This is a genomic window from Stenotrophomonas sp. GD03877 (assembly GCF_029840555.1).
GTDB lineage: Bacteria > Pseudomonadota > Gammaproteobacteria > Xanthomonadales > Xanthomonadaceae > Stenotrophomonas > Stenotrophomonas geniculata.
The window spans coordinates 12849-38632 of record NZ_JAOCCT010000007.1 but is presented as its reverse complement, the minus strand read 5'-3'; the positions used below and the strand labels follow the sequence as shown (position 1 = coordinate 38632).

Here is a 25784-nt window from a genome sequence, read left to right as displayed (position 1 = left end):
CACCGACCGTTACCTGGTAAACCGCTTTTCCGGGAGCCTGCTGTGAACACCACCGCGACCACCATCGATTTCACTTCGTTCCTCAAGCTGATGGCGCACCAGCGCGCCTCGGACCTGTTCATCACTGCGGGCATGCCGCCGGCGATGAAGGTCAACGGCAAGATCTCGCCGATCACGCAGACCCCGCTCACGCCGCAGCAGAGCCGCGACCTGGTCCTCAACGTGATGACCCCGGCGCAGCGCGAGGAATTCGAGAAGACCCACGAATGCAACTTCGCCATCGGCCTGTCCGGTGTCGGTCGTTTCCGCGTGAGCTGCTTCTACCAGCGCAACCAGGTGGGCATGGTGCTGCGTCGCATCGAGACGCGCATTCCGACCGTGGAAGAGTTGAGTCTGCCGCCGATCATCAAGACGCTGGCGATGACCAAGCGCGGCATCATCCTGTTCGTCGGTGCCACCGGCACCGGTAAGTCAACGTCGCTGGCGGCGATGATCGGTTACCGCAACCAGAACTCGACCGGCCACATCATCACCATCGAAGACCCGATCGAATTCGTGCACAAGCACGAGGGCTGCATCATCACCCAGCGTGAAGTCGGCATCGATACCGACAGCTGGGAAGCGGCGCTGAAGAACACCCTGCGCCAGGCGCCGGACGTGATCATGATTGGCGAAGTGCGTACCCGCGAAGGCATGGACCATGCCATCGCGTTCGCCGAAACCGGCCACCTGGTGCTGTGCACCCTGCATGCCAACAACGCCAACCAGGCGATGGACCGCATCGTCAACTTCTTCCCGGAAGACCGCCGCAACCAGCTGCTGATGGACCTGTCGCTGAATCTCAAAGGCGTGGTCGCTCAGCAGCTGATTCCTTCGCCCGATGGCCGCTCGCGCAAGGTGGCGATGGAGATCCTGCTGGGCACGCCGCTGGTGCAGGACTACATCCGCGATGGCGAGATCCACAAGCTGAAGGAAGTGATGAAGGACTCGGTCCAGCTGGGCATGAAGACCTTCGACCAGAGCCTGTTCGAGCTGTACCAGGCCGGTGAGATCAGCTACGAGGACGCACTGCGCTACGCCGATTCGCAGAACGAGGTACGCCTGCGCATCAAGCTCAGCCAGGGCGGCGACGCGCGCACCCTGTCGCAGGGGCTGGATGGCGTGGAGATCTCCGAGATCCGGTGACCTGGCGATGTGTAGAGTCGACTGACAGTCGACTCTACCGGGCGCGCGGGCGATTGATGAATTCCGGTCATGACCGACTGCCGTCCAGCCGGTTCAATCCAGCGCCCCTGCAGGCGTATCGTCAGCGCTCCCCCTCTGGAGCATGACGATGCAGACACGTGAACTCGGCCGCAGCGGCCTGAAGGTTTCCGCCCTGGGCCTGGGCTGCATGGGCCTGACCCATGCCTACGGCCAACCGGTCGAAACGGGCCAGGGCATTGCCCTGCTGCACGCCGCCGTCGAGCGCGGCGTGACCTTCTTCGACACCGCCGAGGTGTACGGCCCGTACACCAACGAAGACCTGCTCGGCCAAGCCCTGGCACCCTACCGCGACAGGCTGGTGATCGCCACCAAGTTCGGCTTCAAGGATGCGCGCACCGATGCCGGCCTGGACAGCCGCCCGGAGAACATCCGTGCCGTGGCCGAAGCCAGCCTCAAGCGCCTGCGTACCGACCATATCGACCTGTTCTACCAGCACCGCGTCGACCCGAACGTGCCGATCGAGGAGGTGGCCGGTACCGTGCGCGACCTGATCGCCGAGGGCAAGGTCGGCCACTTCGGGCTGTCCGAGGCCAGTGCCGCCACCGTGCGTCGCGCGCATGCGGTGCAGCCGGTCACCGCCGTGCAGAGCGAGTACTCGCTGTGGTGGCGGGAACCGGAGCGCGAGCTGCTGCCGACCCTGCAGGAACTGGGCATCGGCTTCGTGCCGTTCAGTCCGCTGGGCCGCGGCTTCCTGACCGGTGCGATCAACGCCGATACCACCTTCGACGCCAACGACTTCCGCAACACCGTGCCGCGTTTCGAAGTGGAAGCACGCCGCGCCAACCAGGCGCTGGTGGACCGCATCAGCACGATCGCGGCGGCGCGGGGAGCGACCCCGGCGCAGGTGGCCCTGGCCTGGCTGCTGGCGCAGGCACCGTGGATCGTGCCGATCCCGGGCACTACCAAGGTTCACCGCCTGGAAGAAAACCTGGGCGCGGCCAACCTGCAGCTGGCGCCGGAGGAATTGCAGCGCATCGCACAGGCGCTGGATGAAGTGTCGATCGTCGGCGAGCGCTACAACGCGCAGCGTGCGGCGCAGGCCAAGGGCTGACCACCCGGCGGGTGCGGACCGTTGGTCCGCACTCCTTGACCCTCACCCCATCGGCCCACGCAGCGCATCAAGCACCGTGCGCATCGCCACGGTGACGTGGCGGCGCGACGGGTAGTACGCGTAGTAGCCATCGAAGTGGGGGCACCAGTCGTCCAGCACCGACTGCAGCCGGCCATCGTCCAGCATCGGCTGCACCTGGTCTTCCGGCAGCCAGGCCAATCCGCTGCCGGCCAGCGCAGCGGCGCGGGTCATGCCCATGGTGTTGAAGGTCCACTGGCCGGTGACGCGCACGCTCAGTTCGTTGCCATCCTGGCCGAAATCCCACGGCATCAGCCCGCCATGCGTGGGCAGGCGCAGGGTCACGCAGTTGTGGTCTGCCAGCTCGTCCGGATGCCGTGGCACCACATGCTGGCGGAAGTAGCTGGGCGCGCCGACCACGCGCATGCGCAGCGGCGGGCTGATCGGCACAGCGACCATGTCGCGCGCCAGCCGCTCGCCGAGGCGGATGCCGATGTCGTAGCGCTCGGCCACGATGTCGGCCAGCCCGTAGTCGGCAGCCAGCTCCACCTTCAGGTCCTGGTACTGCTGCAGCAGCGGCGCCAGCCGCGGCCAGGCGATGTACTCGGCGGCGTGGCCGGTGGCATTGATGCGGATGGTGCCGGCCGGGCGTTCACGATATTCGGCCAGCGCGGCCAGCCCGTCCTCGATCTCGGCCAGGCGCGGACCCAGGGTATCGAGCAGGCGGGCCCCGGCTTCGGTGGTGGAGACGCTGCGGGTGGTGCGGGTCAGCAGGCGCACGCCGAGACGTTCTTCCAGACCGCGCATGGCATGGCTGAGCGCGGACTGGGATACGCCCAGCTGGGCGGCGGCCTTGGTGAAGCTGCCCTCGCGGGCAACGTGGACGAAGGCCTGCAGGTCGTTGAGATTTTCGCGGGGCATGACGGGATGATACGGCCGGGCTGCGCCCGGCACCTGCCGAATTAACGTCAACGGCAACGTCAAAAGCTGGCTTCCCGTGGGAGGCGGGGTGGCTCAGGTTGCGCGGGACGGCGCAAGTACGTCCATGTAGCCTCGGTCGCGCCATCCATGGCGCTCACGCCCCCGCAACCTGAGCCACCCCGCCTTCGACAATTTCCCGCGAGCTGTTGGAACGGCATTCTGCTTTGGTGGGTGCCGACCGTTGGTCGGCACTGGGTCGGACGTGTGGGTATGTCGATTTCTGCGTCTGTGGTTCGTCGAATGAATGACTTCAACGGGAGCTGCACATGAGCACTGACACCAAGCCCAAGGGCCCGGCCTCGTACTTCCCCTCCATCGAGAAGACCTACGGGCAGCCGGTGGCGCACTGGTTCGGGTTGCTGGCCGGGAAGAAGGGCCTGAAACACATGGAACTGGTCAGCTTCCTGAAGAGTGAACATGGGCTGGGCCATGGCCATGCCAACGCGCTGGTGGCGCACCATCTGGCCGGCAAGGGCTGAGCAGGCAACCCCGCGCTGAACGGTTGTCGGCGGCCTCGCCCCACGGGATGCAGGGACGGGCAGACTGGGCGTCCATCCTCAGGCAGGACGCCCGCATGCAGGTCACGCTGGAAACGATCACCTCCGACAACTACGAGGCGGTGTGCGACCTCGACGTCAACGAGGCGCAGCAGGACTTCGTGGCCGGCAATACCTGGTCACTGGTGCAGGCAGCCTTCAATCCCGGTTACCAGACCCGCGCCATCCGTGCCGATGGCGAGTGGGTCGGGTTCTTCATGTGGGTGCCGGAGACGCCGCAGCGGATGTCGATCTGGCGCTTCATGGTCGATCAACGCTGGCAGGGCCGCGGCATCGGTCGACGTGCGCTGGAACTGGCGCTGGCGCAGATCCGGGCCACGCCCGGTCTGGCCGAGATCGAGATCTGCTACAACCCGCGCAATCCGGTGGCCGGCGCCTTCTACGGCAGCTTCGGGTTCGTCGAGACCGGAATGGACGACGACGGAGAGGACATGCTGGCCGTGCTGCCTGCAGTGGTCCCGAAATAACCTGAATGGGCGAGGTTGGCTGAACGATTTCATCTGCAACTGTCATGCAGATCGTGTCTAATACCGCTCCCCACCTGCTGTTCCCCACCCGTATGTCCCTTCCCTCCCATGGCCCCGCGCCGTGCGACGACGCTGACGGCCACCTGGTCACCGCCGGTCCGCTGACCCCGCCGCCCGACAGCGCCGGCACCACCGCCGACGAAAAAGCGCTGCGCCACTCGATCGCCGAGGATGTGCAGGGCATGGTGCTGGCCACGATGGTGGCCTCGCTGGGCCTGGCCATCTTCGCCAAGAGTGGGCTGATGATCGGCGGCATGGCCGGCATGGCCTTCCTGCTGCATTACGCGCTGGACTGGAACTTCGGCGTGGTGTTCGTGCTGGTCAATCTGCCATTCTACTGGGTGGCGGTGCGGCGCATGGGCTGGGAATTCACCCTGAAGACCTTCGCCGCGGTCACCGCCTGTGGCGTGCTGACCGACCTGCTGCCGCGCTGGATCGACTTCTCGCACATCCACCCGCTGTATTCGGCGATCGTCGGTGGCGCATTGTCCGGCCTGGGCATCCTGTTCTTCATCCGTCACCGTGCCAGCCTCGGCGGTATCGGCATACTGGCGGTGTACCTGCAGCGCACCCGTGGCTGGAGCGCGGGCAAGGTGCAGATGTCCTACGACGCCTGCCTGATGGTGGCCGCGTTCTTCGTGCTGTCGCCTTCCAAGGTGCTGTATTCGGCCATCGGCGCGGTGGTGCTCAGCCTGGTGCTGATGTTCAACCACCGCCCCGGCCGCTACATGGGCGTGTGATCGCGCTCTCCGCGTTCGCCGGGAACGTGTAGATCACCCGCAGCATGCAGTAGAGCCACGCCATGCGTGGCTGGCACGAGCGCCGATCAACCGCCGGCGGCCTGCAGCCACGGCGGCGACAGCTTCAGCAGCCGCGCATGCACCGGGCAATCCTCGGCGTGCGCGCCGGGCAGGTAGCCCAGGCTCATCAGGAATTCGCCGGTGATCTCGCCGCCGGTGAAGCGGAACGTCTTCTTGAACAGCTTCACCCAGTCGGCCTTGCTGCGCGGGTGATGCGCGTCCAGCCACGCCGCGAAGCTGCCATGGCTGGCTCGCAGCTGCTGGATCACCTGCGCGTTGTGGATCGCCGCCAGCACCTTCAGCCGGTTGCGGATGATGCCCGCGTCCGACAGCAGGCGTTCGATGTCCTGCTCGGCATACGCTGCCACGCGGTCCACATCGAAGCCGTCATAGGCCGCGCGGAAACCCTCGCGCTTCTTCAGGATCGTTTCCCAGCTCAGCCCGGCCTGGTTGATCTCCAGTACCAGCCGCTCGAACAGTTCGCGCTCGTCACGCTGCGGGAAGCCGTACTCGTTGGCGTGGTAGTAGTCGTGCACCGGATGGCCCGGGGCGATGAGGCAGTAGCCGCTCATGGGGAAGACTCGTTGGATTCGGGTTCGGGATCGATGGCCAGCGCAGGGCGCCCGCCGATGGACAGCATCGGCCAGCGCGGCGGTTCGAGAGTGAGTTCGCCATCGCGCAGGGCCTGGTTGATCGCCTCGGCCTGGCCGCTGACGGTGCCGAACAGCGAGCCGGCCCGGCGCCACTGGGCATCCCTGCCACGTGCGTACAGCACGCAGTCGGGGCCACGGTGGGTGTACAGCTCGCACAGCAGCACTTCGCCGGTGCCGTCGCCGTCCAGGTCGCGATGCACAATCAGGCAGTCGCGCTCGCTCTGGGCGCAGGATTCACCATTGATCGAACGTGTGGCCAGTGCCTGCCACCAATCCTCCGGTGGCGAGCTGGATCCCTTGGCCAGCTTCAGCGCGCGCTGCAGGGCGACGACGTCCTGCGGCCCCTTGTCGAGGCGCTGTCCGTCGTCCCAGCGTGACGTGCGTGCCAGCGCGGCCGCGATCACCTGTGGCGCATTGGCATCGGCGGTGATGGCCGGATCACGCTGCAGCTCGCGCAGCGCCTGCACGCCACGGCGCCCAAGATCGAAGCGCAGCACGTTGACGTCGCTGCTGGTGATTGCCGGCGGGTCCGCGCGCAGCCGCGCCAGCTGGCTGGACAGGGTCAGCCGCACCGGGTCCAGCAGCGGCGAGTTGCCCAGCAATGCCAGTGCCAGCACCGCCCAGCACATCCAGCGGTTGACCGGCTCCAACATCTGCAACCAGCGCCCCTGCCGGCGCAGCACCGCCAGCGCGTAGCCCACGGCATAACCGGCCACGGCCAACGCGACGAGTACTGCCCAGAACCGGTCCACGGTCCAGCCGTACTGCACCACGCGCAGGCCCAGCGCGTACAGTGCCAGCGCCGCGTAGACCGGCAGCGCCAGCAGGCTGGCTTCAACAAGGCGTCGCAGCAGCAGGGGGTAGGGGGCGCTGTCTTCCCCCTGCTGGTAGACCGCATTGGTGAACGTCACCAGCAACAGCGACAGCACCAGCAGCAGGCTGGCGGCCGAGCGGGTCTTCCACAGCGGCTCGAGCCCGGTGAGCGGCAGGCTCAGCACGAACAGCACCGCGATGAACGACAGCAGCGGCAGCAGCCCGCGGCAGATCGCGAACAGCACCTGGCGGGTGATCTGGATCGCGCGGTGCTGGGTGCGCCCGATCAGTACGCCAAACCCGGCCAGGCTGCCGGTGGCCAGCGCAATGAACGCGTCCTGCCGGAACAGGTCGCGGAAGAACGTCACCTCCAGCAGCTGGAACAGCGCCGCCCACAACCACAGCAGCAGCCAGGTCAGCCCGGTGAACAGTGCGGCGAGGCCCAGGGTCAGACCGTTCTGCCAGGCGCGCTCGAACAACGCCGGGTAGCTGGCACGCCAATGCCCGTGCTGCAGCTGGAACTGCCACCAGGGCAGGGCCACGAACACCGCCACGGCCATGCCCAGGGTCAGCGGGAACTGCAGCGCGCCCGATTCCAGTGCGATCTCGCCATTGAGGTTCCAGCCGATCCAGGCGGCCAGCGCCAGCACCACCGCCGAGCCCAGCGCGGCCTGCAGCCACAGGCGGCGCTGGCCCAGCTCGACCAGGCTCAGCGCCACCGCGCTGGGGATGGCCAGCACCCAGGCGTACCAGCAGTAGCGCCAGCCGATATCGCGGAAGGGCCATGCATCGGACAGCTCCTGCGCGGTGTACAGCATCAGGCCCTGCAGCAGGGCGATCAGGACGATGGCGCTGCGTGCCGGCAGGGTCAGGGGCGAAGAGGGCTGCATCGATGACCTTCCATGGCAAAGCACCATCCTAGCCCATCGCTGCACGCGCCCATCGCGCGACCATATCGGCCCCAACAGGTAGAATGGGGCCATGCCTGTAATGCCGACCTCCCTTGCCGATCACCTGCTCGTCGCGCTGCCGTCGCTGCTCGACGCGACCTTTGCCCGCAGCGTCGCGCTGATCTGCCAGCACGACGAGAACGGGGCGATGGGCGTGCTGGTCAACCAGCCTTCCGAGTACACGCTGGGTGAAGTGCTTGCACAGATGGACATCACCACCGGTGATGGCGACCTGCAGGCGCGCATGGTGCTTAACGGCGGCCCGGTGCATCCGGAGCGCGGCTTCGTCATCCATGACGACGCGCGGGCGTGGGATTCCAGCCTGACCGTGGGCGACGGCCTGTACCTGACCACCTCGCGCGACATCCTCGAAGCGATGGCGCGCGGCGAAGGCCCGGCCAATGCCGTGGTCACCCTTGGCTGTGCCGGTTGGGGCGCAGGGCAGCTGGAAAGCGAGCTATCCGAGAACAGCTGGCTGACGGTGCCGGCCGATGCCGAACTGGTGTTCCAGCTGCCGCTGGAGCAGCGCTGGCAGGGTGCGGCTTCGCGTATCGGCGTGGACCTGTTCCGGCTGACGGATTACAGCGGCCATGTCTGAGCCGGTCGCGCCCGCACCGGTTCCTGCTGCCCCGGCGATCCGCCGTGATGGCACCGTTCTGGGTTTCGATGTCGGCTCGCGACGGATCGGCGTGGCTATCGGCAGTGCCTTCGCCGCGCATGCGCGCGCGGTGGCCGTGGTCGATGTGCACGGCAACGGCCCGGACTGGACCGCGATCGAGCGCCTGCTCAAGGAATGGAAGCCCGATGGCCTGGTGGTCGGCGACCCGCTGACCCTGGACGGCCAGGACCAGCCCAACCGCAAGCGTGCGCAGGGCTTCGCCCGCCAGCTGCGGGAACGTTTCAAGCTGCCGGTGGTGATGATCGACGAGCGCTCCAGCTCGGTCGAGGCCGCCCGCCGCTTCGCCGTCGAGCGCGCCGAAGGGCGCAAGCGCCGCCGTGATGCGGCCGCCCTCGATGCCGTGGCCGCGGCGGTGATCATCGACCGCTGGCTGTCGTCGCCGGACGACGCCACCCCCATTCCCTGACTGCCCGACACCGCCATGACCGCCCAGCAAATCGATGCCTCCGGACGCCTGCGCCACCTGCTGACCCTGGAGGGCCTGCCGCGCGAGACCCTGCTGCAGCTGCTCGATCGGGCAGGGCAGATCCGCGATGCCGCAGTCGGCCGCGTCGGCAACAAGCGCCACGTATTGGCCGGTTCGGCGGTGTGCACGCTGTTCTTCGAACCGTCCACGCGCACCCGCAGCTCGTTCCAGCTGGCCGCGCAGCGGCTGGGCGCCGATGTACTGAACTTTGATGCCTCGACCTCGTCCACGCGCAAGGGCGAAACCGCCTGCGACACGCTGCGCAACCTGGAAGCGATGGGCGTGCGCGGCTTCGTGGTGCGGCACCCGGATGATGGCGCCGTGGCCGCACTGGCCGAAGCGGCGGGCGAGGGCACTGCGCTGATCAACGCCGGTGACGGCCGCAGTTCGCACCCGACCCAGGGCCTGCTGGACATGCTGACCCTGCGCCAGGCCAAGGGCCCGGATTTCTCGAAGTTGAAGGTAGTGATCGTCGGCGACGTGAAGCACTCGCGCGTGGCCCGCACCGACCTGCATGCGCTGCGCACGCTGGGCGTGGGCGAGATCCGCGTCTGCGGCCCGCAGTCGCTGCTGCCGGACGACGAGACCCTGAAGGGCTGCGTGGTCGGCGATGATTTCGACGCGATGCTGGAAGGCGTCGACGCGCTGATGATGCTGCGCCTGCAGCGCGAGCGCATGGAAGAAGGCCTGGTGCCGTCGCTGGAGCAGTATCACACGCAGTACGGCCTGACCACCGAGCGCCTGGCCCGCGCCGGCAAGGATGCGGCGGTGCTGCACCCGGGCCCGATCAACCGCGGCGTGGAAGTGACCGACGAAGTGGCCGACGGCCCGCAGTCGTGGGTACTGCGCCAGGTCGCCAACGGGGTCGCCGTGCGCATGGCCGTGCTGGAAACCCTGCTGGGCTGATCCCCCTGTTGGGCTGACCTGCCCTGGTGGGTGCCGACCGTTGGTCGGCACGATTGATCTGTCCTTATCCGATCCGGTGGGTGCCGACCGTTGGTCGGCACTGAACCATCAGTGCGGTGAAGTGCGGGCCTGGCCACTGAATGGTTCCGGGCCTACCTGTACTGACGTGGTTGCCCGATAGAAGACGGATGCCGGCAGGCGCACGCTTGGGCCCATGAACCGCACGCCTACGCCTACGCCTTGGCCGCCATTCCCGGATCGGGCAATCCTACATCCTGACCACCGTCACCCAGGAACGTCGATGCTACTTCGATGATGCCACTGCGGCACAGGAGGTGATGGATGTGTTCCGTCGCATTGATGCTGAGGGCCTGACGCACTCACTTGCCTATGTGGTCATGCCAGACCACATCCATTGGCTTGTGGAGATCCGAGCGTTCTCGCTGGACCGCATCATGCAACGCTTCAAATCGAGCAGTGCATTGCGGATCAACCGCATGCTGAGTAAGACAGGACGATTCTGGCAATCGAGCTATCACGATCACGCCATTCGTTCTGAAGAATCACTGTTTCGCCATGCGATGTACATCGTCGCCAACCCGGTCAGGGCGAACCTGGCGAGCTGCGTGGGGGATTATCCGTATGCCTGGTGCAGATGGGAGATCGATGTGAGTTACCAGGCAATGGATTACCCCGAAGCGGAGAGATAGTGCCGACCAACGGTCGGCACCCACCAATACCCAAGCCGACCAACGGTTGGCATCCACCAACATCCATGCCGACCAACGGTAGGCATCCACCAACAGATGTTTCCCAGCAGAAGCTGTGGCTCAGCGCCTCTGCGCGAACAGCCATTCCCACATTGCCGGGTCCGCATAGGTGGCATCCCAGGCGTTGTGGTTGCCGTCGGGGTACTCGGTGTAGCGCACGTCGCGTGCGCTGGCGCCCTGGAAGGCGGCGTGCAGCCTGCGGTCGTCGTCCGGCGGCACCACGTCGTCCAGCGCGCCGTGGAAGATCCAGATCGGCGTGTGCCGCAGGCGCTGCGCGATCACGGCATACGGATCGGTTTCCTGGGCGACCTGCTCGACGAACAGGGTTGGGCGCTTCGCGCGTGGTGCAAGTACCGCGCCGCACACGGGGACGATCGCGGCAAAGCGGCGCGGGTCGTCCAACGCGATGTTCCAGCTGCCGTAGCCGCCCATCGACATGCCGGTCAGGTACTGCCGTGCCGGGTCAGCGCCGAATTCGGCGATCGTCGCGTCCAGTGCGGCCACTGCCGCACGGTTGTTGCGGCCGCTCCACTCCTCGTGGCCCGGTACCTGTGGGAACACCACCAGGGCGGGGAAGTCGGGATGCTCGCGCAGGTAAGGCCCCAGCCCGGCGTGGGTCTGCTTGACGCCATCGGCACCGCGCTCGCCGGAGCCGTGCAGGAACAGGATGACCGGGAGGTGGGTGGGAGCGGCGGCCTGCACGCCGGCCGGAATGAACACCTGGTAGTAGGCGGTCTCTCCCTCCACCTTCACCGCACGTGCTTCGAAGCGACCACGCGCGCTGTCCGGCAGCGAAGTGCAACCGCTCATCATCAGAAGGGCCAGCAGCGGCAGCCAGCGCGACATCGAACGGACCATGGGGATTCCCGAGGCGGCAGGTATGACCGCATCGTAGTCCGCCACACGTCAATGCGGCATCGTGCGCCGCGTCACTGCGGGCGCGGGAAACTGGCGATGATGTCCAACTGCTCCTGTGCCTCGGCGTTGCCTTCGGCGGCAGCTGCCTGCACCTGTGCCATGTCCGGATGCAGCACCACCAGCAGCGGGTTCTCGCAGACCGGGCAGTCGTACTCGGTGGCGTCCTCGTCCAGCTCCATCTCCATGGCGCGCGAGCAGCCCTTCCATTCGCAGGCCGGGCAGGTGTGCTGCTGATCGCGCCAGCCGGGCTGGAAATAGTTTTCGATCGTTGTTGCCATGGGTGTTCCAGTTGGGTGGGGTCAGCGCCCCGCGTGGCGGGGCCCGATCCTTGATGCGGTCAGTGCAGCAGCACCAGGGTGGCCAGGCCGAGGAAAGTGAAGAAGCCCATCGAGTCGGTCACGGCGGTCAGGAAGATGCCACTGGCCAGCGCCGGATCGAAGCCGAAGCGCTTCAGTGTGAGCGGCACCAGCACGCCGGCCAGCGCTGCGAACAGCAGGTTGCAGGTCAGCGCGATGGCGATCACCGCAGACAGACCGGGTGAATGGAACCAGGCCAATACGATCAGGCCCAGCACCGAGCCGAGCATCACGCCGTTCAACAGCGCAACCCGTACCTCCTTCCACAACAGAGTGCGCGCGTTGGAGGCGCCCACCTGGCCCAGCGCCAGGCCGCGCACCATCAGCGCCAGCACCTGGGTACCGGCGTTGCCACCGAGGCCGGCAACGATCGGCATCAGCACCGCCAGCGCCACCAGCTTGTCGATGGTGCCCTCGAAGTGGCCGACCACGCTGGAGGCCAGGAACGCCGTGCACAGGTTGACCGACAGCCACATCAAGCGGCGGCGCATGGCGCGCCAGACCGGGCTGAACAGATCTTCGTCCTCGTCCAGGCCGGCGGCGCCCAGCGCCTGGTGCTCGGCCTGTCCACGGATGATGTCGACCACGTCATCGATGGTGATGCGGCCGACCAGGATGTTGTTGTCGTCCACCACCGGCGCGGAGATCCAGTCATGGTCGGAGAACTGGCGGGCGACCTCCTGGTCGCTTTCGCCGACATCGATCGCCGGCTGCTCGTCGTCGATCAGGCGGTTGATCGGGGTGGTGTCCTCGTGGGTCACCAGTGCCGCCAGCGACACCCGGCCGAGGTATTGATGGCGCCGGCTGACCACGAACAGGTGGTCGGTGTGGTCGGGCAGTTCGCCACGCAGGCGCAGGTAGCGCAGCACCACGTCGACGTTGACGTCGGCGCGCACGGTCACCACGTCCGGGTTCATCAGGCGCCCGGCACTGTCCTCGGGGTAGGACAGCACCTGCTCCAGGCGCTCGCGGTTCTCGCGGTCCATCGACTTGAGGACTTCGTCGATGACCGTGTCCGGCAGGTCTTCGACCAGGTCGGCCAGGTCGTCGATGTCCAGGTCTTCGACCGCGGCGATGATTTCGTCCGGGTCCATGTCCGCGAGCAGGCTCTCGCGCACGTCGTCGCCGACGTGGACCAGCACCTCGCCGTCATCTTCCGGATCGACCAGGCCCCACACCACCTCGCGCTTGCCCGGCGGCAACGATTCGAGCAGGTTGCCGATCTCGGCCGGGGCCAGGGTGTTGACCAGGCGGCGCACCGGGCCCAGCCGACCGCTGTCCAGTGCGTCGGACAGCATCCGCAGTTGGCGTGCAGTCTTGTCGTGGCGTACAGCTTCAGCCATCGCAGCTCCCGCGGGATAAGAAAAGCCGCGATCCCGGCAAGGATGCGGCAACAGGGGTGTTCAGCGCGTCATTATCGCAAGGGGATGTTTCAACGCATAGCCGCCACGCATGGCGGCCGATGGTAGTGCCGGCCGCTGGCCGGCAACCTCACGGACCTCGATGGCGGCGATTGCCGGCCAGCGGCCGGCACTGCCCTTGGCGCTCAGGCCGTTTCGGCCACCAGCGCCAGCCAGCGCTCGATGGCGCGGCGGTCGCGTGCGGCCAGCAGCTTCGGTGCGCGCGCACGCAGCGTGGCCAGGTCGGCCTCGCGGATCGCGCGGCGCACTTCTAGCAGTGTGCCGGGGTGCAGGCTGAACTCGCTCAGGCCCAGCGCCAGCAGCAGCGGCGTCATCCGCGCATCACCGGCCATCTCACCGCAGACCGCCACCGGGATGCGATGCCGCGCACCGGTCTCGATCACCATCTGCAGCAGCCGCAGCACGGCCGGATGCAGTGGCGAATACAGCTCGCCCAGTGCCTCGTTGTTGCGGTCGGCGGCCAGCAGGTACTGCACCAGGTCGTTGGTGCCGATCGACAGGAAGTCGACCAGGTCGATGAAGCTCTCCAGTGCCAACGCCGCAGCGGGCACCTCGATCATCGCCCCCAGTGGCACATGGTCGGACACCATGTGACCTTCGCCACGCAGCTGTTCGGTCAGCTTGAGCATGCGCCGGCGCACCGCCAGCAGTTCCTCGCGGGTGCTGACCATCGGCACCAGCACGCGCAGCTTGCCGTAGGCCGAGGCCCGCAGGATCGCGCGCAGCTGGGTGTCGGCCACCTTCGGCCGTGCCAGCGACAGGCGCACGCCGCGCAGTCCCAAGGCCGGGTTCTCTTCATTGCTCAGGGTCAGGCCGGTACGGTCGGCCTTGTCCGCGCCCAGATCGAGCGTGCGGATGGTGACCGGTCGCCCGCTCATGCCCAATGCGGCATCGCGGTAGGTCTGGAACTGTTCTTCTTCGTCCGGCAGCTCGTTGCGCTGCAGGAACAGGAATTCGGTGCGGTACAGGCCCAGTCCCTGCGCGCCCAGCGCATGTGCCTGGGTGACGTCCTCCAGCGATTCGGCATTGGCCAGCAGCGCGATGTCGACCTGGTCGCGGGTACGGCTGGGCTTGCTGCGCAGGCGGCCGAGCTCGCGCTGCTCGCGCGCATGCTCTTTCAGGCGCGCGCGGTAGTCGCGCAGGTTGTCGGCCTGCGGGTTGGCGGTGATGCTGCCGTCGGCGCCATCGATGATCAGCACGTCGCCATCGGCGATGCGGCTGAGCAGCTGCGGCACGTTGACGATCAGGGGCAGGTGCAGGCTGCGCGCCAGGATGGCGCTGTGCGACAGCGCGCTGCCGGCGGCGGTGACGATGCCGACCACGCCCTGCGCCTGCAGCTGCGCCAGCTCGGACGGGGCGATGTTGTCGCAGACCAGGATCTCCCCGGCCAGGCCCTTCATCACCGGCGGCCGTTCGGGCTGCAGGAAGGCGTGGATGCGGCCGATCACATGGTCCAGGTCGTCCATGCGGCTCTTCAGATAGGCATCGTCCATGCCATCGAAGACCTTGGCCAGGCGGTCACGCTGCAGGCGCAGTGCATAGCCGGCGCTGTAGGGGCCGCTGCGGATCAGTTCGTCCAGCCCGAACAACAGCTCGGGATCGTCCAGCAGCAGGGCATGCAGGTCGAGGAACTCGCCCACTTCCTGGTTCAAGGCGCCATGCAGGCGCTGGCGCAGCTCGTGCATTTCCGTGCGCGCGGCATCCACCGCCCGGTGCAGGCGGGCCAGTTCGGCCTCGATCTGATGGGCGGCGATGCGCTGCTCGGCCACTTCCAGCGCATGCGGCAGGCGCACCCGTGCCCGGCCCATCGCCGCGCCACGGGCAGCACCGTGCCCGGCCAGCAGCTGTACCGGCCGCTGGCTGGAAGGGACCTGGGCGGCACGCGCGCGTGGCACGCTCAGCTGTCCTCGTCGAAGCGGCGTTCGAACAGGCCGACCACCGCTTCCATCGCGGCGGCTTCGTCCTCGCCGTTGATGCGCACCGTGACCGGGGTGCCCTGGCCGGCGGCCAGCAGCATCACGCCCATGATGCTCTTGGCGTTGATCTCACGGCCCTTGGCGGCCATGGTCACGTTGCAGCGGAACGGCGCCAGGGTCTGCACCAGCTTGGCGGTGGCCCGGGCATGCAGGCCCAGGCGGTTGCTCACGGTGAGTTCTCGTTCAAGCATCGTCGACTATCGCTCCATTACGGGTACCCGCCGCGGCTGTGGCGGGCAGTTGATCCAGTCCCTGTTCCGGATAATTCATCACCCGCAGCAACATCGGCAGGCTCAGCGCCGACACCCGGCGAACCGGGGTCCCCAGACGGGCCAGCTGCCCGGCAAGGTTGGCGGGGCTGGCGCCGTACAGGTCGGTCAGGATCAGCACACCTTCACCGCCATCGACCCGCCGCAGAGCGGCCGAGGCAAGCGGGAGAAGAGCATCCAGGTCTGCGTCGAACGGTACTTCGAAAGCTTCGGTTTTCAGCGGCAACTGCCGCAGGAGCCGGGTCGCCACGTCAAGCAGGGCGGTCCCGACCCCAGGATGTGTTACGAGGAGAATGCCACAGGTCATTACTGCACGTTAACAGGTCAAGGTGAATTGGCGATAGCAGCAGGAGAGGGGCACTGTGTCCCGTATTCAGTGTTGCCAGGGTCAGAGCCCTTTTCCCCTGGAAAAGGGATCCGACCCCATGCGTTTTTCGATGCCTGACCGGGACTCATCCACGCATGGCGTGGATCTACCGTGTCGACCAAGGTCGACACCCACCAACAGCAGCACACAATGCCGTCCCGACAGATCGCAGGAATCTGTCGAAGGCGGGGTGGGTCAGCAAGCGGGGGCGTGAGCCGCATGGATGCGGCGACCGAGCTTACAGGGACGTACTTGCAGCGTCCCCCGCTTGTTGGCCCACCCCGTCTACCCACAGGAAACCCGCTTTTGCTTCGGACGTTGCCGTTGATTCGGCATCGGCGGGTGCCGGGCGCAGCCCGGCCGATCCCCTCAATCCTGTTCGCGGTGGTACGTCGCCACGTCTTCCCAGCCCATCTCGCGGGCATGCCGGGCCAGGCGCTCGGCCAGGAACACCGACCGGTGCTTGCCACCGGTGCAGCCAAACGCCACGGTCACGTAGCTGCGGGTGCCATCCCCCAGCTTCGGCAGCCAGGTATCGAGGAAATCCATCAGCTGGGCCAGGTAGCGCTGCACGTCCGGCTGCGCTTCCAGGTAGTCACGCACGCCAGGCTCACGGCCGCTGAGCGCGCGCAGGTCCGGGTCCCAGTGTGGATTGGGCAGCACCCGCGCGTCGAACACGAAGTCCGCTTCGGCCGGCACGCCGCGCTTGTAGGCAAACGATTCGAACAGCAGCGACAGGCCGGTGGCATGGTCCATCGTGAACTCGGTGATGATCCGCCGCCGCAGCTGATGCACGTTGAGGTTGCTGGTATCGATCACCGCATCGGCCTCGCGGCGCAGCGGTGCGGTCAGCTCGCGCTCGCGGGCGATCGCTTCGGGCAGCGACAGGCCCAGCTGGCTCAGCGGATGGCGACGGCGGGTGTCGGCATAGCGCTTGAGCACCGTTTCATCGCTGGCCTCGAAGAACAGCACCTTCACTTCCACGCCGGCGTCGGTGGCCAGCTGCCGCCAGTCACCCAGCTGGCTCAGGTCGGCCTGGCCGCGCACGTCGATGCCGACCGCCAGCCGGCGTGGTGCGCTGCCGTCGTGGTTGGCCAGCAGGCTGCGCACGAAGTCGGGCAGCAGGTGGATCGGCAGGTTGTCCGAGCAGTAGTAGTCCTGGTCCTCGAAGGTCTTCAGGGCGACGGATTTACCCGAGCCGGACAGGCCGCTGACGATGATCAGGGTCGGGGCGGAGGGGGTTGCGGTGCTCATGGACAGGCTCTTCGAAGGGCAGGGGAATCAGGGCGTTCGCCGTTCCAGCAGGTTGCTGTGGCGGGCGATGAACATCGCCGCCGGGTCGATGCCCTTGGTACGCAGGATATGCAGGCGGGTGGCGGCTTCGGTCAGCACGGCCAGGTTACGGCCAGGCATCACCGGCAGGGTGATCAGCGGAACATCCAGGTCCAGCACATGGCGGGTGCCCGAGTCGCCGGTCAGGCGCTCGTAGCCATGCGGGGTGGGTTCGGTCATCGGCTTGGTCAGGTGGACGATCAGCCGAAGGTACTTGTTCTTCTTTACAGCTGTGTCGCCGAACATCTCGCGCACGTTCAGTACGCCCAGGCCGCGCACTTCCAGCAGGTCCTGCAGCAGCTCGGGGCAGGTGCCGTCGAGTACGTCGGGCGCGATCTGGGTGAATTCGGGGGCATCGTCTGCGACCAAGCGATGGCCACGGCTGAGCAGTTCCAGCGCCAACTCGCTCTTGCCCGATCCAGCCTCGCCGGTGATCAGCACGCCGATCGAGTAGATCTCCATGAACACGCCATGCAGGATCACCCGCGGCGCCAGCGTACGCGCCAGGTGGTAGGACAGGTGGTTGAGCAGTTCGTGGCCGCGCTTGGGCGACAGCCACAGCGGCGTGCCGGATTCATCGGCGGCGGCGCGCAGGTCTTCCGGGCAGGCCTGGTTGCGGGTCAGCACCAGCGCCAGCGGGTGCGACTGCATGATCTTTTCGATGGTCTCCCAGCGCTGGCGCGGTTCCAGCGCATCCAGCCAGGACAGTTCCTCGGTGCCCAGGATCTGCACCTTGTTGGGATAGATGGCGTTGAGGTAGCCGGCCAGCGAGGGGCGCCGCGAGACCGTGTTGCCGGCCTCCAGCTCGCGCTTCTCGCCGGACTTGCCGGCAGCCCAGCGCAGCCCCAGCCGCTCGCGCTGCTGTTCGAACAGTTCACGGGCGGTGATGCTGGTATTCATGCGGCGCTCGCAGGTGGGGTCATGTCCAGCGCCTCGCGCAGGGCCCGGGCATCGCCCGCTTCGCGCAGGGCCTGGCGGATGTCCGGCGCGGAGAACAGCTCGGCCAGCTCGGACAGCAGCATCAGGTGCTGGTGGGTGTAGTGGGCGGGGACGGCCATGGCGAACACCAGGTCCACCGGCTCGTCGCCACCGAAGTCGACCGGGGTGGCCAACCGCAGCAGGGCGCCGCGGGGGCGGTCCAGGGTTGGCGCGCGGCCGTGGGGAATGGCGATGCCGTGACCGATCACGGTGCTGCCCAGCGCTTCGCGCTGGCACAGGTTCAGATAGATCTGTTCGGCGTTGGCCTGGCGGCAGGCCAGCAACCCGGCGGCGGCCTGCAGGACGCTGTCGCGGTCGGTGGCCGTGCAGAGCTGGGTCTGCACGGCCGCCAGGAGGTCAGTCAGGGGCATGTCTGCGGGGAACAGTGGCGATCAGCCACCATTGTCGCCCACCGGCAGCGGCGCGTGCTGCTGTTTTTTCTCCTTGTGCTTGATCACCAGGCGGTCAAGCTTGTCCGCAAGCAGGTCGATCGCGGCATACATGGTCTGGGCATTGGCCTCGGCGTGCAGGGTCTGGCCGGGAATGTTGAGGCTGGCGTCGACGTGGTGTTCGGTCTTCTGCAGCTTGAGGGTCACCCGCGCTTCGCAGTGCTGGTCGAAGTGTTTGCCGATCCGGGCCAGCTTCTCCTCTACATAGGACTGCAGGGCCGGGGTGACTTCGACATCTTTGCCAAACGTTTCGATGCGCATCGGGTTTCTCCTGTGTTCGGATGTGCCAATGAACCTCTCCGCCGGGCGCGGCGGCGCGTCAAGCGATTCTGACCCTTTCGTGCGAGGCGGAAATGTTCATGGCTTCACGATACTTCGCCACGGTGCGCCGCGCTACTGGAATTCCCGATGATTTGAGCAGGTCAGCCAGCTTGGCGTCAGAAAGCGGCTTGCGCGGGTTCTCGTCGTCGATCAGGCGCCGGATCATCGCCTGGATGGCGGTGCTGGACGCCTCGCCACCGCCCTCGGTATCAATGCCGGAGGCAAAGAAGGCGCGCAGCGGCAGGGTGCCTCGCGGGGTACGCACGTGCTTGCGGGCGATCGCGCGCGAGACCGTGGATTCGTGCAGGCCGAGCTCGGCGGCGATCTCGCGCAGGGTCAGTGGACGCAGCGCCTGCTCACCGAATTCAAGGAAGCCGGCCTGCTGCAGGATCAGGCTGCGCACGACGCGCAGCAGGGTTTCGCCACGCTGCTGCAGCCCTTTCAGCAGCCAGCGCGCTTCCTGCAGCTGGGCACGCAGGTAGCCGGCATCGGCGTCGCCACAGCGTCGGATCAGCTGTTCGTAGCCGCGGTGGATCACCACCTTCGGCCCGGCATGCGCGGCCAGCGCCGCGCGCCACACGCCGTTCTGCCGCCACACCACCACGTCCGGCACCACATAGGTGTCCTGCGACAGCGGTGCGATCTGCGTGCCCGGGCGCGGGTCCAGCGAGCGCAGCAGCGCCACGGCAGCCTCGACCTCGTCCAGCGGCTGCTTCAACTCATGGGCAAGCCCGGCGACGCCGCTGCGCGGCAACCGTTCCAAGGGGCCTGCGGCAATCTGCCGCGCCAGGATCAGGGCGGGCGTGTCGCCGGCCAGCACATCCAGCTGCAGCAGCAGGCATTCGCCCAGCGTGCGTGCAGCCACACCCACCGGATCGAAGCGCTGGATGCGATGCAGCACGGCGAGGATCTCGTCCTCGTCGGCGTGGATCGCCGGCAACAGGGTTTCAGCGATGGTGGCCAGCGGCTCGCGCAGGTACCCGTCGTCGTCCAATGCATCGATCAGTGCCGCGCCGATGCTGCGATCACGCGAGGACAGATGCGACAGATGCAGCTGCCACAGCAGATGGTCGGCCAGTGTTTCGGTTTCGGCTACGCGCTCGGCAGCGCTGCCGTTGTCGTCGTCATCGTCGAAGCTGCCACCGCTGCCGGCCGCGCTCCAGTCCAGTTCGGCCGGTGCCCAGTCGTCACCGGCATCGGTGCGTTCTGCGGCGGCGTCACTGTCGTTGCCATCGCCGGCTTCGTTGGCGGTACTGCTGCTGTCACTGCTGTCGGCCCAGTCCAGCAGTGGATTGCTTTCCACCGCCTGCGCGATTTCCAGCTCCAGCTCGGTGGTGGACATCTGCAGCAGCTTGATCGCCTGCTGCAACTGGGGCGTGAGCACCAGTTGCTGTCCCAACGATGTCTGCAGCCGAGTCTTCATGCCTGTGCCGAAAGGAAGGAAAGGGACCCGGCGACTGCACTCACAGCTTGAAGGAATCCCCGAGGTAGACGCGACGTACATCGGCGTTGTCCAGGATCGCTTCCGGCGAACCCTGGGCCAGCACGCTGCCCTCAGCGAGGATATACGCGCGGTCGCAGATACCCAAGGTCTCGCGCACGTTGTGGTCGGTGATCAACACGCCGATGCCACGCTGCTTGAGATGGGTGACGATGCGCTGGATCTCGCCGACCGAAATCGGGTCGACACCGGCGAACGGTTCGTCGAGCAGGATCAGGCGCGGCTGCGCGGCCAGTGCGCGGGCGATCTCGCAGCGGCGACGTTCGCCACCGGACAGGCTGGCACCGAGCTGGTCAGCGACATGGCCCAGCTGCAGTTCGTCGAGCAGGCTGTTCAATTCGCGTTCGCGGCCCTTCGAATCGAGGTCCTCGCGCAGTTCCAGCACCAGGCGGATGTTGTCGGCCACGGTCAGCTTGCGGAACACCGAGGGTTCCTGCGGCAGATAGCCCACGCCCTGCTTGGCGCGGGTATACATCGGATCGCCGGTGATGTCTTTGCCATCGAGCACGATGCTGCCAGCGTCAGCCGCAACCAGGCCGACGATCATGTAGAAGCAGGTGGTCTTGCCGGCGCCGTTGGGGCCGAGCAGGCCGACCACTTCACCGGCGTCGAGGGTCAACCCGAAGTCCTTGACGACTTCGCGCTGCTTGTACTTCTTGCGCAGGCCCTTGGCGACGAGCATTACTTCCTGCTCCCGGCCGGCTGCGCCGGCGTGGTGGCCTTGGGCTGTGCCGCAGGCGCGGCCGGGGTCTTGTTCTTCGGCGGGATGACGGTGCGCACGCGGCTGCCGTCACCACCGGAGTTCATCTCGCCGGTGCGGGTGTTGTAGACCATGCGCTGGCCGGCATTGGTGCCGCGGGCGCTGGTGACCTTGTAGTTGCCGGTCAGGGTGATGATCTCGGTCTTGATGTCGTAATCGATGCGATCAGCCAGCGCGTCCATCCAGGTGCCGTCATCGAGCTGCTGCTTCATCTTGGCCTGCTTGCCGGTGAACACCACGCGCACGGCCTCGCCGTCCTTGAGGTAGATCTCGGCCTCGGACGAGCGCAGGTCCAGCGTGCCCTGGGTGATGATCACGCCCTGCGACAGCACGGTCTTGCCGTCGCCGGTGAGCATGCCCGACTGGGCGCCGGAATCGATGTGCATGTCTTCGTTGCGGTCGGTGGACTTGGCGAAGGCGGCGCTGGGGACAAGAAGACCGAGCGCGAGTACGGCGGCAAAGGGAATCTTCATCGGGGTCCGTTCTACCGGTGAGGGCCTCCCGGGCGGGCCGGGGGCGGGCGGATGGGGCTGCCGGCCCTGCGCCTGTCCGGAGACGTCGCAGGCTGGCGGCGGAATCAGTGCTTGGGCGTGTAGCGGCCCTTGGACTGGCTGAGGAAATGATACGTGTTGTTCTTCGAATCCACTTCGAAGCCGACGCCGGACTGTTCCATGCCCGGGCGGGTCATGGTCACCAGGGCGTCGGTGCGGGCGCGGTTTTCCTTCGGGAACACGTCCAGATGATCGGTGCGGAAGGTGGTCGGCACCGTGCCCGGGCCGGCCGGGCTGTCGCCGGCGACATTGCCGCGCAGCTTCATCTCGTCGCCCTTGGCACTGAGCCAGCCGGTCTCGGCACGCAGGGTCCAGTGCTTGCCATCCTTGTCCGGCATCTCGAACAGCGGCGTGGCGATGTTGATGGTCTGGTCACCGCGCTGGCGCTCCAGCAGCGGCGCACGCAGGGTGGTCGATTCCTTGCCGTGCTCATCCAGGGCGACGATCTGGAAGTCATGCAGGATGTAATCCACGCCGACTTCCTGGCCACCCTTGGCTGGCCCCTTGTCGCGGTTGCGCAGCGCCGCCCAACTGCTCAGCAGGGCGGCCAGCAGCAGGCCGATGCCGAGCACGGTGCGCCAGTTCAGGGTGGGCAGGTTCATGCGCCGAACCTCGCCAGCACGGCGTCCACGTGGCCCTGGGCGGCCAGCAGGATGTCGCACAGCTCACGTGCGGCGCCCAGCCCGCCCTCGGCACGGGTCTGCCAGTGCACGCGCTCGGCGATCCACGGATGGGCGTTGGCCGGGGCCACCGCCAGGCCGACCGCACCCAGTGGCGCCAGGTCGGGCAGGTCATCGCCCATGAACGCCACCTGTTCCAGGCCGATGCCGTGCTGCGCGCACAGCGCCTGCACGCTGGCCAGCTTGTCGCCCACGGCGATCTGGGTGTCGATGCCGAGGTCGGCGCCGCGCTTGAGCGCGGACTGGCTGTTGCGCGCGGTGATCAGCACGGGGTGGATACCGTGCTGCTGCAGCAGTTTCAGGCCCAGGCCATCCTGCACGAAGTACGCCTTGCTCTCGTTGCCGTCCTTGTCGTAGTACAGCCGACCGTCGGTGAGGGTGCCGTCCACGTCGAAGCAGGCCAGGCGGATACGGGCCGCGGCGGCATGCAGGTGGGCGGGGAAGGCGGGCAGGGGGGACCAGGGCATCAGGGCGGCAGGCTCGTTGGGGGCAGGTGCGGCGTTACAGACTGAATGGGGTTGATGGACTCTCGGTTAAACCACCCGGGCCCGCAACAGGTCATGAATGTTCAGGGCGCCGACCGCGCGGCCCTGGCCATCGACCACGATCAGGCCATTGATTTTCTGGGTTTCCATCTGCCGGGCCGCCTCGACCGCGAGCTGGTCAGCACCGATGGTGCGCGGGTTGCGGGTCATCACATCGGCGATCTTTGCGGTGCGCACGTCCAGCGCGCTGTCCAGCGCACGGCGCAGGTCACCGTCGGTGAACAGGCCGATCAGCACGCCGTCGGCATCGACCACGGCGGTCATGCCCAACCGTTTGCGGCTCATTTCCATCAGCGCTTCGCTGAGGCTGGCGTCGGCGCCCACGCTGGGCAGGTCCTCGCCGGTGTGCATCACGTCGGTGATGTGCAGCAACAGGCGGCGGCCGAGGCTGCCGGCCGGGTGCGAGCGGGCGAAGTCATCGGCGGTGAAGCCGCGTGCGTCGAGCAGGGCCACAGCCAGCGCATCGCCCATCGCCAGCGAGGCGGTGGTACTGGAGGTCGGCGCCAGCGCCAGCGGGCAGGCCTCGGCCGGCACACTCACATCCAGATGGATGTCGGCGGCGGTGGCGAGGCTGGACTGCGGGCGGCCGGTCATGGAAATCAGCACGTTGCCCTGGCGCTTGAGTACCGGCAGCAGCATCAGCACCTCGTCCGACTCGCCCGAATAGGACAGGGCCAGCACCACGTCGTCTTCGGTGATCATGCCCAGGTCGCCATGGCCGGCTTCGCCCGGGTGCACGTAGAACGCGGGCGTACCCGTGGAGGCCAGGGTGGCGGCGATCTTGCGGGCGATATGCCCGGATTTGCCCATGCCGGTGGCGACCACCCGCCCGCGGCTGGCCAGGATCGCCTGGCAGGCCTGCTGGAAGGCCTCGCCAAGGCGGTCGGCCACGGCATCCAGCGCCTGCCGCTCGATCTCGAAGACGCGGCGGCCGCTGGCGACCAGGCCGGCAGGGTCGACGGAACGGGGGGGCAACAGGGATTCGGCCATGCGGACGCCACGCAGCGGAAGTAGAATGGACGCACATTTTATTAGGAAAGCCCGTTGGACGCCGACACCATCCGCAATCTGATCGAAACCGGCCTGCCTGGCGCCCGCGCCGACGTGCAGGGCGACGATGGCGTGCATTTCGAAGCGACCGTGGTCTGCGAGGCCTTCGCCGGCAAGATGCCGCTGGCCCGCCACCGCATGGTGTATGCCACGCTGGGCGACCTGATGGGCGGCGCGATCCACGCGCTGGCGCTGAAAACCGTGACCCCGGCCGAAGCCGGCTGAACCGCAGAAGATCCCGAATACATGGCCAAGATCGTTGTGACCGGCGGCGCTGCGCTGCACGGTGAAGTGAGCATCTCCGGCGCCAAGAACGCCGTCCTCCCCATTCTCTGCGCGACCCTGCTGGCCGATGCGCCGGTGGAGATCACCAACGTGCCGCACCTGCACGACGTGGTCACCACGGTGAAGCTGCTGGGCGAGCTGGGCGCCAAGGTCACCATCGACCAGGGCACGCTGTCGCGCGGCAGCGCGATCGTGGTCGACCCGCGCTCGGTCAACCAGCACGTGGCACCCTACGAGCTGGTCAAGACCATGCGCGCTTCGATCCTGGTGCTGGGCCCGCTGCTGGCCCGCTTCGGCGCGGCCGAAGTGTCGCTGCCCGGCGGCTGCGCGATCGGTTCGCGTCCGGTCGACCAGCACATCAAGGGCCTGCAGGCGCTGGGTGCCGAGATCGTGGTCGAGAACGGCTTCATCAAGGCCACCGCCAAGCGCCTCAAGGGCGGCCATTTCACCTTCGACATGGTCAGCGTCACCGGCACCGAGAACGTGCTGATGGGTGCGGTGCTGGCTGAAGGCACCACCATCCTCGACAACTGCGCGATGGAACCGGAAGTGACCGATCTGGCGCACTGCCTGATCGCGCTGGGCGCGAAGATCGAAGGCCTGGGCACCGCCCGCCTGGTGATCGAAGGCGTCGAGCGCCTGTCCGGTGGCCGCCATGAAGTGCTGCCCGACCGCATCGAGACCGGCACCTTCCTGGTCGCCGCAGCGATGACCGGTGGCAAGGTCACGGTCAACCGTGCGCGCCCGAACACCATGGACGCGGTGCTGTCCAAGCTGGTCGAGGCCGGTGCGAAGATCGAGACCACCGACGACACCATCACCCTGGACATGCAGGGCAAGCGGCCGAAGGCGGTCAACCTGACCACCGCGCCGTACCCGGCATTCCCGACCGACATGCAGGCGCAGTTCATGGCGCTCAACTGCGTGGCCGACGGCGTGGGCGTGATCAACGAAACGATCTTCGAGAACCGTTTCATGCACGTCAACGAACTGCTGCGCCTGGGTGCGGACATCCAGGTCGAAGGGCATACCGCCATCGTGCGTGGCAGCGAGCACCTGAGCGGTGCACCGGTGATGGCGACCGACCTGCGTGCGTCGGCGTCGCTGATCCTGGCCGGCCTGATGGCCAGCGGCGACACCACCATCGACCGCATCTACCACCTTGATCGTGGCTACGAGAACATCGAAGAGAAGCTGTCTTCGCTCGGCGCCACCATCCGGCGCGTGCCATGATCCTGCGCGGCAAGTTCAGCCCGCGTCGCAAGGCGCTGCTGGCCCTGGTGCTGATCGTGCTGGCGTGGCTGGGCTATGCCTGGTACTCCAACATCGCCATCACCCGGGGCATCGAGCAGAAGGACATGGACTGGAATGGCGATGGCACGGTCACGCGTGATGAAATCATCGAGTCGTTCTATGCGGTCGCAGTGAACGACAGCCAGGACGGCAACCGTCATTGCCGCACCTTCGTCTGGCGCAGCACCGGTGAGCAGATCCGCGTGGACTGCCGCACCGAGTTCAAGGCGGCCGAAGAGAAACCGGCCGAAGCGAAGAAGTAAGAAAACGCCCGCGGAAGCGGGCGTTTCTTTTT

31 protein-coding genes are annotated in these 25784 nt (G+C 67.1%); 12 read left to right on the top strand and 19 right to left on the bottom strand.

The features are described 5' to 3' along the window. Positions 1 to 42: 42 nt before the first annotated feature. Together N5D20_RS07200 and N5D20_RS07195 are read left to right on the top strand one after the other, a co-directional pair. Complete coding sequence (locus N5D20_RS07200; protein ID WP_006422552.1) at positions 43 to 1185, top strand: PilT/PilU family type 4a pilus ATPase; 1143 nt, start codon at positions 43 to 45, stop codon at positions 1183 to 1185. 148 nt (positions 1186 to 1333) lie between these two features. After that, positions 1334 to 2317 carry an aldo/keto reductase gene (locus N5D20_RS07195; RefSeq protein ID WP_279914713.1) on the top strand — a complete coding sequence of 328 codons (984 nt, stop codon included), beginning with the start codon at positions 1334 to 1336 and terminating at the stop codon, positions 2315 to 2317. Between the two features lie 42 nt (positions 2318 to 2359). Here N5D20_RS07195 and N5D20_RS07190 read toward each other — a convergent pair whose 3' ends face one another. Continuing rightward, a complete protein-coding gene (locus tag N5D20_RS07190) occupies positions 2360 to 3256 on the bottom strand; it encodes a LysR family transcriptional regulator (protein ID WP_279914712.1) in 897 nt (298 codons plus the stop codon). Between the two features lie 326 nt (positions 3257 to 3582). On the opposite strand from N5D20_RS07190, the gene N5D20_RS07185 reads away from it, so the two are divergent. The 3 genes from N5D20_RS07185 (at position 3583) to N5D20_RS07175 (ending at position 5140) form a co-directional block, all read left to right on the top strand. Beyond that, positions 3583 to 3795 (top strand): DUF4287 domain-containing protein, encoded by a 213-nt coding sequence (locus N5D20_RS07185; RefSeq protein ID WP_014646220.1) that lies wholly within the window; start codon positions 3583 to 3585, stop codon positions 3793 to 3795. 95 nt (positions 3796 to 3890) lie between these two features. Continuing rightward, positions 3891 to 4340 carry a GNAT family N-acetyltransferase gene (locus N5D20_RS07180; RefSeq protein ID WP_279914711.1) on the top strand — a complete coding sequence of 150 codons (450 nt, stop codon included), beginning with the start codon at positions 3891 to 3893 and terminating at the stop codon, positions 4338 to 4340. A 92-nt stretch (positions 4341 to 4432) separates the two neighbouring features. Continuing rightward, entirely contained in the window at positions 4433 to 5140 is a 708-nt protein-coding gene (locus tag N5D20_RS07175; RefSeq protein ID WP_029379885.1) for a YitT family protein, read from the top strand. Positions 5141 to 5226: 86 nt separating this feature from the next. Here N5D20_RS07175 and N5D20_RS07170 read toward each other — a convergent pair whose 3' ends face one another. Together N5D20_RS07170 and N5D20_RS07165 are read right to left on the bottom strand one after the other, a co-directional pair. Continuing rightward, the gene (locus N5D20_RS07170; RefSeq protein WP_164191945.1) at positions 5227 to 5772 is read right to left on the bottom strand and encodes a DNA-3-methyladenine glycosylase I; all 546 of its coding nucleotides are present in this window, start codon (positions 5770 to 5772) and stop codon (positions 5227 to 5229) included. Further along, positions 5769 to 7556: a DUF4153 domain-containing protein gene (locus N5D20_RS07165; RefSeq protein ID WP_279914710.1), complete on the bottom strand. Its 1788-nt coding sequence runs from the start codon at positions 7554 to 7556 to the stop codon at positions 5769 to 5771. The genes N5D20_RS07170 and N5D20_RS07165 overlap by 4 nt, the downstream gene beginning before the upstream one ends. Positions 7557 to 7647: 91 nt before the next feature. On the opposite strand from N5D20_RS07165, the gene N5D20_RS07160 reads away from it, so the two are divergent. The 4 genes from N5D20_RS07160 to N5D20_RS07145 all read left to right on the top strand — a co-directional run bounded on the left by N5D20_RS07160 (position 7648) and on the right by N5D20_RS07145 (position 10377). Further along, positions 7648 to 8214 carry a YqgE/AlgH family protein gene (locus N5D20_RS07160; protein ID WP_010483676.1) on the top strand — a complete coding sequence of 189 codons (567 nt, stop codon included), beginning with the start codon at positions 7648 to 7650 and terminating at the stop codon, positions 8212 to 8214. After that, a complete protein-coding gene (gene ruvX, locus N5D20_RS07155) occupies positions 8207 to 8701 on the top strand; it encodes a Holliday junction resolvase RuvX (protein WP_010483674.1) in 495 nt (164 codons plus the stop codon). Before N5D20_RS07160 ends, ruvX begins: the two co-directional genes overlap by 8 nt. Before the next feature lie 15 nt (positions 8702 to 8716). After that, complete coding sequence (locus N5D20_RS07150) at positions 8717 to 9667, top strand: aspartate carbamoyltransferase catalytic subunit (RefSeq protein WP_019337122.1); 951 nt, start codon at positions 8717 to 8719, stop codon at positions 9665 to 9667. A gap of 257 nt (positions 9668 to 9924) precedes the next feature. Next, complete coding sequence (locus N5D20_RS07145) at positions 9925 to 10377, top strand: transposase (protein ID WP_279914731.1); 453 nt, start codon at positions 9925 to 9927, stop codon at positions 10375 to 10377. Between the two features lie 120 nt (positions 10378 to 10497). Here N5D20_RS07145 and N5D20_RS07140 read toward each other — a convergent pair whose 3' ends face one another. The 16 genes from N5D20_RS07140 to N5D20_RS07065 form a co-directional block, all read right to left on the bottom strand. Next, a complete protein-coding gene (locus N5D20_RS07140; protein WP_279914709.1) occupies positions 10498 to 11295 on the bottom strand; it encodes a prolyl oligopeptidase family serine peptidase in 798 nt (265 codons plus the stop codon). Between the two features lie 71 nt (positions 11296 to 11366). Beyond that, a complete protein-coding gene (locus tag N5D20_RS07135; protein ID WP_053442615.1) occupies positions 11367 to 11633 on the bottom strand; it encodes a hypothetical protein in 267 nt (88 codons plus the stop codon). A 59-nt stretch (positions 11634 to 11692) separates the two neighbouring features. Next, complete coding sequence (gene mgtE, locus N5D20_RS07130) at positions 11693 to 13054, bottom strand: magnesium transporter (RefSeq protein WP_010483662.1); 1362 nt, start codon at positions 13052 to 13054, stop codon at positions 11693 to 11695. A 203-nt stretch (positions 13055 to 13257) separates the two neighbouring features. After that, the gene (ptsP, locus tag N5D20_RS07125) at positions 13258 to 15027 is read right to left on the bottom strand and encodes a phosphoenolpyruvate--protein phosphotransferase (protein ID WP_010483659.1); all 1770 of its coding nucleotides are present in this window, start codon (positions 15025 to 15027) and stop codon (positions 13258 to 13260) included. 2 nt (positions 15028 to 15029) lie between these two features. Next, on the bottom strand, positions 15030 to 15299 hold the full coding sequence (locus N5D20_RS07120) for an HPr family phosphocarrier protein (RefSeq protein WP_005408385.1): 270 nt from the start codon (positions 15297 to 15299) through the stop codon (positions 15030 to 15032). After that, complete coding sequence (locus N5D20_RS07115; protein ID WP_010483657.1) at positions 15292 to 15684, bottom strand: PTS fructose subfamily transporter subunit IIA; 393 nt, start codon at positions 15682 to 15684, stop codon at positions 15292 to 15294. The genes N5D20_RS07120 and N5D20_RS07115 overlap by 8 nt, the downstream gene beginning before the upstream one ends. A 429-nt stretch (positions 15685 to 16113) precedes the next feature. Continuing rightward, positions 16114 to 16998: an RNase adapter RapZ gene (gene rapZ, locus N5D20_RS07110; RefSeq protein WP_010483655.1), complete on the bottom strand. Its 885-nt coding sequence runs from the start codon at positions 16996 to 16998 to the stop codon at positions 16114 to 16116. Positions 16999 to 17025: 27 nt separating this feature from the next. After that, a complete protein-coding gene (gene hprK, locus N5D20_RS07105; RefSeq protein WP_005408388.1) occupies positions 17026 to 17976 on the bottom strand; it encodes an HPr(Ser) kinase/phosphatase in 951 nt (316 codons plus the stop codon). Further along, positions 17973 to 18425 carry a PTS sugar transporter subunit IIA gene (locus tag N5D20_RS07100; RefSeq protein WP_010483653.1) on the bottom strand — a complete coding sequence of 151 codons (453 nt, stop codon included), beginning with the start codon at positions 18423 to 18425 and terminating at the stop codon, positions 17973 to 17975. Before N5D20_RS07100 ends, hprK begins: the two co-directional genes overlap by 4 nt. 21 nt (positions 18426 to 18446) lie before the next feature. After that, positions 18447 to 18764 (bottom strand): ribosome-associated translation inhibitor RaiA, encoded by a 318-nt coding sequence (raiA, locus tag N5D20_RS07095; protein WP_004147311.1) that lies wholly within the window; start codon positions 18762 to 18764, stop codon positions 18447 to 18449. A gap of 58 nt (positions 18765 to 18822) precedes the next feature. Next, entirely contained in the window at positions 18823 to 20247 is a 1425-nt protein-coding gene (locus N5D20_RS07090; RefSeq protein ID WP_227199476.1) for an RNA polymerase factor sigma-54, read from the bottom strand. Positions 20248 to 20287: 40 nt separating this feature from the next. Then, positions 20288 to 21007 carry an LPS export ABC transporter ATP-binding protein gene (gene lptB, locus N5D20_RS07085; protein WP_010483646.1) on the bottom strand — a complete coding sequence of 240 codons (720 nt, stop codon included), beginning with the start codon at positions 21005 to 21007 and terminating at the stop codon, positions 20288 to 20290. Beyond that, positions 21007 to 21558, bottom strand: coding sequence for a lipopolysaccharide transport periplasmic protein LptA (gene lptA / locus N5D20_RS07080; RefSeq protein WP_005408392.1), 552 nt, complete (start codon positions 21556 to 21558; stop codon positions 21007 to 21009). The genes lptB and lptA overlap by 1 nt, the downstream gene beginning before the upstream one ends. 104 nt (positions 21559 to 21662) lie before the next feature. Further along, positions 21663 to 22238 carry an LPS export ABC transporter periplasmic protein LptC gene (gene lptC / locus N5D20_RS07075; RefSeq protein WP_049410270.1) on the bottom strand — a complete coding sequence of 192 codons (576 nt, stop codon included), beginning with the start codon at positions 22236 to 22238 and terminating at the stop codon, positions 21663 to 21665. Further along, positions 22235 to 22783 carry an HAD hydrolase family protein gene (locus N5D20_RS07070; protein ID WP_010483642.1) on the bottom strand — a complete coding sequence of 183 codons (549 nt, stop codon included), beginning with the start codon at positions 22781 to 22783 and terminating at the stop codon, positions 22235 to 22237. The genes lptC and N5D20_RS07070 overlap by 4 nt, the downstream gene beginning before the upstream one ends. A 66-nt stretch (positions 22784 to 22849) precedes the next feature. After that, positions 22850 to 23851: a KpsF/GutQ family sugar-phosphate isomerase gene (locus tag N5D20_RS07065; protein WP_049480171.1), complete on the bottom strand. Its 1002-nt coding sequence runs from the start codon at positions 23849 to 23851 to the stop codon at positions 22850 to 22852. A gap of 54 nt (positions 23852 to 23905) precedes the next feature. Here N5D20_RS07065 and N5D20_RS07060 point away from each other — a divergent pair, with 54 nt between their 5' ends. Genes N5D20_RS07060 through N5D20_RS07050 form a run of 3 tightly spaced genes read left to right on the top strand, consistent with a single transcriptional unit; the run spans position 23906 to position 25752 of the window. Further along, positions 23906 to 24136, top strand: a complete 231-nt coding sequence (locus tag N5D20_RS07060) for a BolA family protein (RefSeq protein ID WP_005408396.1) — start codon at positions 23906 to 23908, stop codon at positions 24134 to 24136. 21 nt (positions 24137 to 24157) lie between these two features. Then, entirely contained in the window at positions 24158 to 25429 is a 1272-nt protein-coding gene (gene murA / locus N5D20_RS07055; RefSeq protein ID WP_010483637.1) for a UDP-N-acetylglucosamine 1-carboxyvinyltransferase, read from the top strand. Next, positions 25426 to 25752, top strand: a complete 327-nt coding sequence (locus N5D20_RS07050) for an EF-hand domain-containing protein (protein WP_197577975.1) — start codon at positions 25426 to 25428, stop codon at positions 25750 to 25752. The genes murA and N5D20_RS07050 overlap by 4 nt, the downstream gene beginning before the upstream one ends. Positions 25753 to 25784: the final 32 nt, after the last annotated feature.

What these genes read in the sequence shown, in the direction of transcription:
- N5D20_RS07195 (WP_279914713.1), top strand. Translation starts at nt 1,334, where the DNA reads ATGCAGACACGTGAACTCGGCCGCAGCGGCCTGAAGGTTTCCGCCCTG.
- N5D20_RS07190 (WP_279914712.1), bottom strand. Translation starts at nt 3,256, where the DNA reads ATGCCCCGCGAAAATCTCAACGACCTGCAGGCCTTCGTCCACGTTGCC.
- N5D20_RS07185 (WP_014646220.1), top strand. Translation starts at nt 3,583, where the DNA reads ATGAGCACTGACACCAAGCCCAAGGGCCCGGCCTCGTACTTCCCCTCC.
- N5D20_RS07180 (WP_279914711.1), top strand. Translation starts at nt 3,891, where the DNA reads ATGCAGGTCACGCTGGAAACGATCACCTCCGACAACTACGAGGCGGTG.
- N5D20_RS07175 (WP_029379885.1), top strand. Translation starts at nt 4,433, where the DNA reads ATGTCCCTTCCCTCCCATGGCCCCGCGCCGTGCGACGACGCTGACGGC.
- N5D20_RS07170 (WP_164191945.1), bottom strand. Translation starts at nt 5,772, where the DNA reads ATGAGCGGCTACTGCCTCATCGCCCCGGGCCATCCGGTGCACGACTAC.
- N5D20_RS07165 (WP_279914710.1), bottom strand. Translation starts at nt 7,556, where the DNA reads ATGCAGCCCTCTTCGCCCCTGACCCTGCCGGCACGCAGCGCCATCGTC.
- N5D20_RS07160 (WP_010483676.1), top strand. Translation starts at nt 7,648, where the DNA reads ATGCCTGTAATGCCGACCTCCCTTGCCGATCACCTGCTCGTCGCGCTG.
- ruvX (WP_010483674.1), top strand. Translation starts at nt 8,207, where the DNA reads ATGTCTGAGCCGGTCGCGCCCGCACCGGTTCCTGCTGCCCCGGCGATC.
- N5D20_RS07150 (WP_019337122.1), top strand. Translation starts at nt 8,717, where the DNA reads ATGACCGCCCAGCAAATCGATGCCTCCGGACGCCTGCGCCACCTGCTG.
- N5D20_RS07140 (WP_279914709.1), bottom strand. Translation starts at nt 11,295, where the DNA reads ATGGTCCGTTCGATGTCGCGCTGGCTGCCGCTGCTGGCCCTTCTGATG.
- N5D20_RS07135 (WP_053442615.1), bottom strand. Translation starts at nt 11,633, where the DNA reads ATGGCAACAACGATCGAAAACTATTTCCAGCCCGGCTGGCGCGATCAG.
- mgtE (WP_010483662.1), bottom strand. Translation starts at nt 13,054, where the DNA reads ATGGCTGAAGCTGTACGCCACGACAAGACTGCACGCCAACTGCGGATG.
- N5D20_RS07120 (WP_005408385.1), bottom strand. Translation starts at nt 15,299, where the DNA reads ATGCTTGAACGAGAACTCACCGTGAGCAACCGCCTGGGCCTGCATGCC.
- N5D20_RS07115 (WP_010483657.1), bottom strand. Translation starts at nt 15,684, where the DNA reads ATGACCTGTGGCATTCTCCTCGTAACACATCCTGGGGTCGGGACCGCC.
- rapZ (WP_010483655.1), bottom strand. Translation starts at nt 16,998, where the DNA reads ATGAGCACCGCAACCCCCTCCGCCCCGACCCTGATCATCGTCAGCGGC.
- hprK (WP_005408388.1), bottom strand. Translation starts at nt 17,976, where the DNA reads ATGAATACCAGCATCACCGCCCGTGAACTGTTCGAACAGCAGCGCGAG.
- N5D20_RS07100 (WP_010483653.1), bottom strand. Translation starts at nt 18,425, where the DNA reads ATGCCCCTGACTGACCTCCTGGCGGCCGTGCAGACCCAGCTCTGCACG.
- raiA (WP_004147311.1), bottom strand. Translation starts at nt 18,764, where the DNA reads ATGCGCATCGAAACGTTTGGCAAAGATGTCGAAGTCACCCCGGCCCTG.
- N5D20_RS07090 (WP_227199476.1), bottom strand. Translation starts at nt 20,247, where the DNA reads ATGAAGACTCGGCTGCAGACATCGTTGGGACAGCAACTGGTGCTCACG.
- lptB (WP_010483646.1), bottom strand. Translation starts at nt 21,007, where the DNA reads ATGCTCGTCGCCAAGGGCCTGCGCAAGAAGTACAAGCAGCGCGAAGTC.
- lptA (WP_005408392.1), bottom strand. Translation starts at nt 21,558, where the DNA reads ATGAAGATTCCCTTTGCCGCCGTACTCGCGCTCGGTCTTCTTGTCCCC.
- lptC (WP_049410270.1), bottom strand. Translation starts at nt 22,238, where the DNA reads ATGAACCTGCCCACCCTGAACTGGCGCACCGTGCTCGGCATCGGCCTG.
- N5D20_RS07070 (WP_010483642.1), bottom strand. Translation starts at nt 22,783, where the DNA reads ATGCCCTGGTCCCCCCTGCCCGCCTTCCCCGCCCACCTGCATGCCGCC.
- N5D20_RS07065 (WP_049480171.1), bottom strand. Translation starts at nt 23,851, where the DNA reads ATGGCCGAATCCCTGTTGCCCCCCCGTTCCGTCGACCCTGCCGGCCTG.
- murA (WP_010483637.1), top strand. Translation starts at nt 24,158, where the DNA reads ATGGCCAAGATCGTTGTGACCGGCGGCGCTGCGCTGCACGGTGAAGTG.
- N5D20_RS07050 (WP_197577975.1), top strand. Translation starts at nt 25,426, where the DNA reads ATGATCCTGCGCGGCAAGTTCAGCCCGCGTCGCAAGGCGCTGCTGGCC.